Below are 8,020 nucleotides of genomic sequence, written 5' to 3'. Positions count from 1 at the left end.
GGTTAGACAGCGTTTCATCAGGACGGCCAGGTTTAACCAAGGCTTCGGCCGCTAAAATGAAACGGGATCGGTGAATAAGACAGCCAGTTCTACACTTCAGTATTTGATTTCTGTTGTGCGGATCTGGTGGAGAGAAGTCTGACTATCGCCTCTCTCAATTTGATGGTGGACACTGGCTTGTGCAGCACCAGCAGTTCGCGAGCCTGTGCCTCACGCAAACGGCGGGCCACGGTGTCGCCTGTGATCAGCATCGCAGGGATGCTCTCGTTGTATTCGGTGCGGAGCTTTTCGATTGCTTCAATGCCATTTTCACCGTCGCGCAGACGCAGGTCGCAAATCAAAAGATCCGGCTTCGCCGTATAGCTGGCGAGAAATTGAATTGCTTCATCCGCCGAACTGACAGCCAGAATCTCGTAACCCCAATTGGTCAGCAACGCCGACATCCCTGCACGGATTGCCTTCTCGTCGTCGATGACGACCACGTAGCCTGTTGTGGAAGTTATGCATATCTTGTCAACTGGTTCGCTCAGCGGCATCGCAGCCTCGCTTGCCTGTGGAAGCGAAATTTCGAAACACGATCCTCGCCCATGTTCCGAACGCAGGTGCAGATCGCATTCCAGCAGGTCGGCGACGCGCCGGACAATCGCGAGGCCAAGTCCGAGGCCCTTTTCGCGATCCCGCTCGGGATTGTCGACCTGGTAGTACTCCTGGAACACCTGCTGCTGCTGATCGGGCGGAATGCCCCGGCCAGTATCCCAGACCTGCATGGCGACGGATGAGCCCCTGCGTCGGCACCCGACGACAATTCTCCCGGCATCGGTGTAGCGCACCGCATTGGAAATCAGGTTACGCGCAATGCGTTCGACGAGTATCGGATCGGAGTCGACGATCGCGCGGCAACGCACGTACGAGAGCTTCAGGCCCTTGGCAGCGGCCTCGCCCGCGAAGTCGTCGTAGACGCGGATAAGCACGGCATCGATCGCGAATGGCTTGCGGAGGACTTCTACGATGCCGGCATCGAGTTTGGAAATATCCAGTAGAGCGGCAAAGAGCCTGTCCATGGCGTCCGCAGACGCTTCGATCTGATCGACCAGGCCTTGCCCTTTCGCGTCCATCGGGACGCTGCGTAGCGCGCCGATAAACAGGCTCAGTGCATGGACGGGCTGACGCAGGTCATGACTGGCTGCAGCTAGAAACCGGGATTTGGCGAGGTTGGCCTCTTCGGCTATCTCCTTTTGATGTCCTAAGTCGACGACCATTTGCGCAACGGTTTGGTGATCACGTTTTGCGACGAATTCGGAGTGAATCAGTTGAAGATGGCACTCAGCCAGATCGCGAAACTCTGCGACCAAGCGGATGTATTTCTCCGAATAAGCATTTTCTTTACAATCTAGGACACAAATCGTTCCAAACGGGCTCTGATCTGGCCATCGGATTGGAAAACCCAGATAAGAAATCATGTTGAATTCCGTATCCGGATTGTCTTTCCACCGATCCGATGCAAGTGCATTGGGAATCAATAACTCACTTCCGCTGCTTATGACCGTTTCGCAATATAGCCCTGAGCCTGCCATTGTTGTCGAACTCCCCGGAGGATATGGGTTCCCTTCTGTGTCGCTCGATACCAACACCTGAATTTCAGTTCCGACAAGCCGCATGATTAGCCCGGCTGGGACACCAATGAGTTCCGCCATGAGGTCGACAAGGCGCTGCCACTTCTCTATCACGACACCAGCGATATCAAAGGGCGTGTTGAGGCATTCGCTGGTCGGGTTTGGCATATCAAGTGACTTTGGGGAATCTGGTTGCCTTTCAATTCGACTCATGATGTTGTTCCCCAGCCTGCAAAAGGAGGCACCTGACATGACACCCGGCTCGGCCATCCCCGTGACAAAATCGAGCAGGCCAAGTCTGTCGCGAAGCTACCATCGCAAACACGCTCTAAAGAGAGTTCCCTTGGGCCAGAATGGTGATTTCCCGAGCAAAATGTCGCCCACCAAACAATTTGTCTAGACTCTTCGGCTCGATCATATTTACACCGATGTTCACGCTGCGGTCTAGATCACCAGTGTCGCAATGTATGATCAGATAATCAACCCGCATGCCAGGATGACTCAATCAGCCAATGCCCAGACGCGACGCTCGCCAGATCGGGCTCACGGGCAAACCATCCCGACCCACAATGCGTGGGAACGGCCATGCGACAGCATTCATGAGCGGCTGCTGCGGACCTATCTCCGGTGCGCCGATCGTTGCCTTGCACCCGCCACGACGTTCGGCGCCCGCAGCCTTGAGCAGGGCCTTTCGCTCGGCATCGTTTGCGGTAAGGGCCGGGCAGCCTATCATCATGCTTCCTTCTGTGCGTTGATGTCAAACGACACAAAGTTGACCGGAAAATTGGGTTCTATCGCGCTAACGCGATGAAGTAGAATTGGTCGAATCCCAAAGCATGACGAGCATGATGGCAATGACGAAAACGCCACGCAAGACGCTGCCCACCGGCATTGGCAAGGTACTGAAGCGACTGCACTATCCGCTGGATGTAATTCTGCTGTGCGTGCGCTGGTATGTGGCGTACTCGCTGAGCCTGCGCAACCTCGAGGAAATGATGGCCGAACGGGGAATCGAAGTGGATCATTCGAGCGTGCACCGCTGGGTCATCAAGCTGCTACCGGTGTTTGAAAAGGCATTCCGCAATCGCAAACGGCCTGTCGGCAAGAGCTGGCGCGTCGATGAGACTTACGTCAAGGTCAAAAGCCAATGGAAATACTTGTACCGTGCCGTCGACAAGGCGGGCAACACGGTGGATTTCCTGCTGCGCGCCCGGCGTGACAAGGCCGCTGCTCGCCGCTACTTCGAGAAGGCGATTGACTATAACGGCGAGCCCGAGACAGTTACGGTGGACAGGAGCGGCGCGAATCTGGCTGCGCTTGAAGCGCTCAATGCCGGGCGTTCAACGCCGATCAAGGTCCGGCAAAACAAATACCTGAACAACGTCGTCGAGCAGGATCACCGTGCCATCAAACGCATCATCAAACCGATGATGGGGTTCAAGGATTTCCGGTGTGCACGCATCATCCTGTCCGGCATTGAGACGATGCATATGATCAGCAAAGGCCAGATGAACGACGCTGGCGTTACCCGAAGCCCCGTCGATCAGTTCTATTCGTTGGTAGCGTAAGGATTCCTTTTCATCGCAGAAATTTTCGCTTCACCGCCTTATCGCGACACAACCGTCAGGCGAGCTCGCCGGGCTTAACTGACTTCCCTGTTCCTGTTGCTCCCCAGGCCCCATTGTCAGCCGCGCTCCGTCCGCGCACCAAGATTCGCTGGCCCTACTACTGCGCCCGTTAAAAGTTCCTACAATTGAGTTAGCTGGCGCAGGTTGTACCGGCCCTGATCTCGCGTGCATCGGAAGCTACAGGGGGAACCATGAGAATTGCTCTGCTGGAGGACGATCCCGCTCAGGCGGTATTCGCGATCGAGGCGTTGACCACGGTCGGATACATCTGTCGTCAATTTTTGAGGGGGCGTGAACTGGTCCACGAACTGCGGCGGCAGACATATGACCTGCTGATGCTGGACTGGATGCCTGACATGTCCGGAGACGAGTTACTTCGTTGGGTGCGGCAGGGGCTGCACGCGCACGTGCCCGTGATCTTTGTGACGGATCGTGGCTATGAGTACGAAGTGGCATCAATACTTGATGCTGGCGCCGATGATTACATTGTCAAACCCGTACCTGCTGTTGTGCTCGTGGCGCGCGTTGTATCCGTACTGAGGCGGGCATACCCAACCAGTCCTGCGAACGGCAGGACGACCTTCGGCGAGTACGAATTCGATTCGCGAGTAAAGCAGGTTTGGAAGAGCGGCGTACACATACCACTGACACAGCGGGAGTTCGCACTCGCGCTCCTGCTGTTCCAGAACCTGGGGCGGCCGCTGTCGCGCGAGCACATTCTCGAAGTGGTTTGGAGCCAGCGTGCAGAGGTTTTGTCGCGCACGATGGATACGCACATTTCGTGGCTGCGGACCAAACTCGAGCTCCGCCAGAAGAACGGGTACTGTCTGGCGCCCGTCTATGGCTACGGTTATCGTCTCGAGCAAACCAGCGACGCCAGTGCTGCTCGGGAAATCGAACTGGCGCAGCCGGCACGCGAAACCAATGTCCGACACATTGATCAAGGCAGGTCAAGGCGCGATACAGTATGCGCGTCTGCCTGACAAAACATACAGGTTGCGCTTAGAAAAGGTGGCAATCCCGAGAGGGACGCGTGCACTCGAAGCAATGCGGAACGCGCGATGTCTCGAAGACAGATCCGAGTCGAACACGTCTCGCCGGTGGAATGAACTTGCTTGCGCTATCGGTTGAGGCGCAACCTGCACACGCCAGTCACAAGAGTCCGGAGGTGCTCGGCCTGTGCCGCCGCTTTACGTTCACCGGCGCTCACGGAAGCCGTCGTATCCTTCCTGGATCCCGGTTTCGACGCGATGATCTAAAGGCAGTTCACGACCCAGGTTGTGTGGAAACCCGATGGCATTGCAATGCGACGCGTGACGCCGACCCCTGCGGCGCGTTTGACTGCCTTCGCAGCTATCACGACGCCAACGAGAAGGTGAACCTCTCTGATGCGTTCCAGGCGAGTCTAAGGGCTTTATTTCGGGACCTGCGGGTGCTCACGCACCCACCAGCCGCATCGCCTTCATTGTCTTCCTGAAGCCCAGGATTCTCAGCACTCGCGTGAGATTGTAGGCGAGTACGTTTAAACTCATCTCGGTACCTACATTGGGCAGCCTGCGCGTCAGGAAGTGCGTGTAGCCCATCCAGTGCTTGAACGTTCCGAAGACATGTTCTACCGTTCGCCTGCGTATCTTCATTGCGTCTGGCGTTTTGTCCAACCGACGTTGAACGCCTTCCAGCACAGACTCATGTTCCCAGCGGGTAATCCGCCGATAAGAACTTGGTGTGCATTTGGATTTCATTGGGCACTGCGGGTACGCACTGCTCCAGTAGCGGCGCAGTTGCATTCCGTGTTCCTCTCCAGTGAAGCGGTAAATTGCACGCTGACCAGCGGGGCATTTGTATTCGTCGTCCCGGGCAATGTAGACGAAGTCTGACCGATCGAACCGACCATGATGTTTAGCGCTTGATGTCGTCGGTTTCGGCAGCATTACCGCGATCCCCGCATCCGCGCACTCCTTGATCTGAGTTCCGGTGTAGTAGCCACGATCGGCGGCTGCCCGCAGCCTTGTCTTGCCCATCGCGTCGCGCGCAGCTTTTGCCATGGGGCTAAGCTGTGCCCGGTCACTGCCAGAGTTTGTGACCTCGTGAGCCACGATGAGATGGTGTTTGGCGTCAACGGCCACCTGCACGTTGTAGCCCACCATTCCCGAGCCCTTGCCGCTCGTCGCCATGGAGCGCGCGTCGGGATCAGTCATCGAGAGTTGGCCATCAGGCTGCGTCTTGAGTTGCTCCTTGATCTGATCGAGGTTCTGCATCTGCTCGCGTAAGCGCGCGATCTTATCTTGCAATCGAGTCGTCTTCGCTTCGATCTCCGCGGGTTGCGTACGATCGGCAGTCTCCAGCGCGTTCAGATACCGCTGGATGCTCTCCTCGATCTGCTTCTGGCGCTTGTCGACTTTACCCTCGGTGAAGTTGCGATCCCGCGTATTGACTGCCTTGAACTTGCTGCCGTCAATGGCGACTAGCGCTTGCGAGAACAGCTTCAGCTCACGGCACAGCATCACGAAGCGGCGACACACGTTGCGAATGCCGACGCCGTTGTCACGACGAAAGTCGGCTATGGTCTTGAAGTCTGGAGCCAGTCGGCCCGTAAGCCACATCAACTCAACATTGCGCTGGCATTCGCGTTCCAGGCGACGGCTCGATTGAACCCGGTTCAGGTAGCCGTAGATATAGATCTTCAGCAGCACTGCTGGATGATAGGACGGGCGTCCTGTAGGCGACGGCATTGCTCCATCGAAGCCCAGTGATGCGAGGTCAAGCTCTTCTACAAACGCCTCGATAATCCTGACCGGGTTGTCCTCTGCGACGAAGTCATCAAGGCACTCTGGAAGCAGCGTCACCTGCTTGCGATCTTCACCTTCTATGAATCGCTTCATCCGGTCACCCATGCTGAATGAGTTAATCCAGTTTAGGCGATCAGCGCGTTTTCACACAAGCTCGGTCGTGAACTGCCTTTAGATCATCGCGTCGAAGCCGTGATCCAGGAAGGACGCGACAGCTTCCGTGAGCGCCGGTGAATGTAAAGCGGCGGCACAGGCCGAGCACCTCCGGACTCTTGTGACTGGCGTGTGCACGTTGCGCCTCAGCCGATAGCGCAAGCAAGTTCATTCCACCGGCGAGACGTGCTCGACTCGGATCTGTCTTCGAGACATCGCGCGTTCCGCATTGCTTCGAGTGCACGCGTCCCTCTCGGGATAGCCACGGTTTCTAAGCGCAACCTCTATGTTTTGTCAGGCAGACGCGCGTACTGTATCGCGCTTTGACCTGCCTTGATCAATGTGTCGGACATTGGTTTCGCGTGCCGGCTGCTCCAGTTGGATTTCCCGGCGAGCAGCACTGGTGTCGCTGGTTTGCTCGAGACGATAACCGTAGCCATAGACGGGCGCCAGACAGTACCCGTTCTTCTGGCGGAGCTCGAGTTTGGTCCGCAGCCACGAAATGTGCGTATCCATCGTGCGCGACAAAACCTCTGCACGCTGGCTCCAAACCACTTCGAGAATGTGCTCGCGCGACAGCGGCCGCCCCAGGTTCTGGAACAGCAGGAGCGCGAGTGCGAACTCCCGCTGTGTCAGTGGTATGTGTACGCCGCTCTTCCAAACCTGCTTTACTCGCGAATCGAATTCGTACTCGGCGAAGGTCGCCCTGCCGTTCGCGGGACTGGTTCGGTATGCCCGCCTCAGTACGCATGCAACGCGCGCCACCAGCACAACAGCAGGTACGGGTTTGACGATGTAATCATCGGCGCCAGCATCAAGTATTGACGCCACTTCGTACTCATGGCCGCGATCCGTCACAAAGATCACGGGCATGTGCGCGTGCAGCCCCTGCCGCACCCAGCAAAGTAACTCGTCTCCGGACATGTCAGGCATCCAGTCCAGCATCAGCAGGTCATATGTCTGCCGCCGCAGTTCGTGGACCAGTTCACGCCCCCTCAAAAATTGGCGACAGATGTATCCGACCGTGGTCATCGCCTCGATCGCGAATGCCGCCTGAGCGGGATCGTCCTCCAGCAGAGCAATTCTCATGGTTCCCCCTTTGGCTTCCGATGCACGTGAAGCCAGGGCCGGTACAACCTGCGCCAGCTAACTTAATTGTAGGAACTTTTAACGGGCGCAGTAGTAGGGCCAGCGAATCTTGGTGCGCGGACGGAGCGCGGCTGACAATGGGGCCTGGGGAGCAACAGGAACAGGGAAGTCAGTTAAGCCCGGCGAGCTCGCCTGACGCAGAGTTCGGTACACGGCCATGAAGGGACCTTCGCCCGACGCGTCGCCCGGACGTTCAGGAGGCAGCTTCATTCAGCAAACAGTCATTCGATCGCCCAAAGCCGGCGTCGCGTCATCGGCCTTTGCCGACGTTAGTCTATCGACTCCGATATGTCCGCCCCCGAAAAGCAATCGCTCAACGCCGTTTTCGATCTCCGCAAGACGTTCCCATTTCAAATGGCTGGGCGGGGCGCTATTGCAGCCAAGATGATGGAAGTCGGGCCGGTTTAAAAAAAATTGATCAAAGCCGGCCTTGAGCGGTACCACCCGTTCGGATGTCGCACTCAATGCGGTCACCGCCAGCAACGGGTTCACGCCGCCAAATCTTCGCAACCGCGTGCAACGCTCCAATGACCAAACCCACGCTGGCGTTATCGGTTATGGTATTGGGGAAGATAGGGTTCTTGATCTATTGCCGCGGGCTTACTAAGCTGATTCGACAACGACGAAAAAGCTGATGAAAAAACGACCTGACAACAGGTACGAGCCGCCGCCCGCGGGAGGGGGATTG

The 8,020-nt window shown here is 57.0% G+C and carries 6 protein-coding genes; 2 read left to right on the top strand and 4 right to left on the bottom strand.

Annotated features, from left to right (window positions below; all coding sequences use genetic code 11):
• Positions 1 to 89: 89 nt before the first annotated feature.
• On the bottom strand, positions 90 to 1,826 hold the full coding sequence (locus BGI01S_RS27775) for a hybrid sensor histidine kinase/response regulator (protein WP_167335684.1): 1,737 nt from the start codon (positions 1,824 to 1,826) through the stop codon (positions 90 to 92).
• A 632-nt stretch (positions 1,827 to 2,458) separates the two neighbouring features.
• Here BGI01S_RS27775 and BGI01S_RS27770 point away from each other — a divergent pair.
• Positions 2,459 to 3,181 (top strand): IS6 family transposase, encoded by a 723-nt coding sequence (locus tag BGI01S_RS27770; RefSeq protein ID WP_174447454.1) that lies wholly within the window; start codon positions 2,459 to 2,461, stop codon positions 3,179 to 3,181.
• Positions 3,182 to 3,432: 251 nt separating this feature from the next.
• Positions 3,433 to 4,224 carry a response regulator transcription factor gene (locus tag BGI01S_RS27765; RefSeq protein ID WP_084585527.1) on the top strand — a complete coding sequence of 264 codons (792 nt, stop codon included), beginning with the start codon at positions 3,433 to 3,435 and terminating at the stop codon, positions 4,222 to 4,224.
• Between the two features lie 453 nt (positions 4,225 to 4,677).
• Here BGI01S_RS27765 and BGI01S_RS27760 read toward each other — a convergent pair whose 3' ends face one another.
• The 3 genes from BGI01S_RS27760 to BGI01S_RS30430 form a co-directional block, all read right to left on the bottom strand.
• Positions 4,678 to 6,123, bottom strand: a complete 1,446-nt coding sequence (locus tag BGI01S_RS27760) for an IS1182 family transposase (RefSeq protein ID WP_042329615.1) — start codon at positions 6,121 to 6,123, stop codon at positions 4,678 to 4,680.
• A gap of 354 nt (positions 6,124 to 6,477) precedes the next feature.
• Positions 6,478 to 7,272, bottom strand: a complete 795-nt coding sequence (locus tag BGI01S_RS27755; RefSeq protein WP_084585526.1) for a response regulator transcription factor — start codon at positions 7,270 to 7,272, stop codon at positions 6,478 to 6,480.
• Between the two features lie 270 nt (positions 7,273 to 7,542).
• Positions 7,543 to 7,824 (bottom strand): hypothetical protein, encoded by a 282-nt coding sequence (locus BGI01S_RS30430; protein ID WP_157004279.1) that lies wholly within the window; start codon positions 7,822 to 7,824, stop codon positions 7,543 to 7,545.
• Between the last annotated feature and the right edge of the window lie 196 nt (positions 7,825 to 8,020).

The organism is Paraburkholderia ginsengisoli NBRC 100965 (genome assembly GCF_000739735.1).
Classification (GTDB): Bacteria; Pseudomonadota; Gammaproteobacteria; order Burkholderiales; family Burkholderiaceae; genus Paraburkholderia; species Paraburkholderia ginsengisoli.
This window is presented reverse-complemented; position numbering and strand designations above follow the sequence as displayed.

Coding starts and splice junctions, on each gene's coding strand:
- BGI01S_RS27765 (WP_084585527.1), top strand. CDS start 3,433: ATGAGAATTGCTCTGCTGGAGGACGATCCCGCTCAGGCGGTATTCGCG.
- BGI01S_RS27755 (WP_084585526.1), bottom strand. CDS start 7,272: ATGAGAATTGCTCTGCTGGAGGACGATCCCGCTCAGGCGGCATTCGCG.
- BGI01S_RS27760 (WP_042329615.1), bottom strand. CDS start 6,123: ATGAAGCGATTCATAGAAGGTGAAGATCGCAAGCAGGTGACGCTGCTT.
- BGI01S_RS27775 (WP_167335684.1), bottom strand. CDS start 1,826: ATGAGTCGAATTGAAAGGCAACCAGATTCCCCAAAGTCACTTGATATG.
- BGI01S_RS27770 (WP_174447454.1), top strand. CDS start 2,459: ATGATGGCAATGACGAAAACGCCACGCAAGACGCTGCCCACCGGCATT.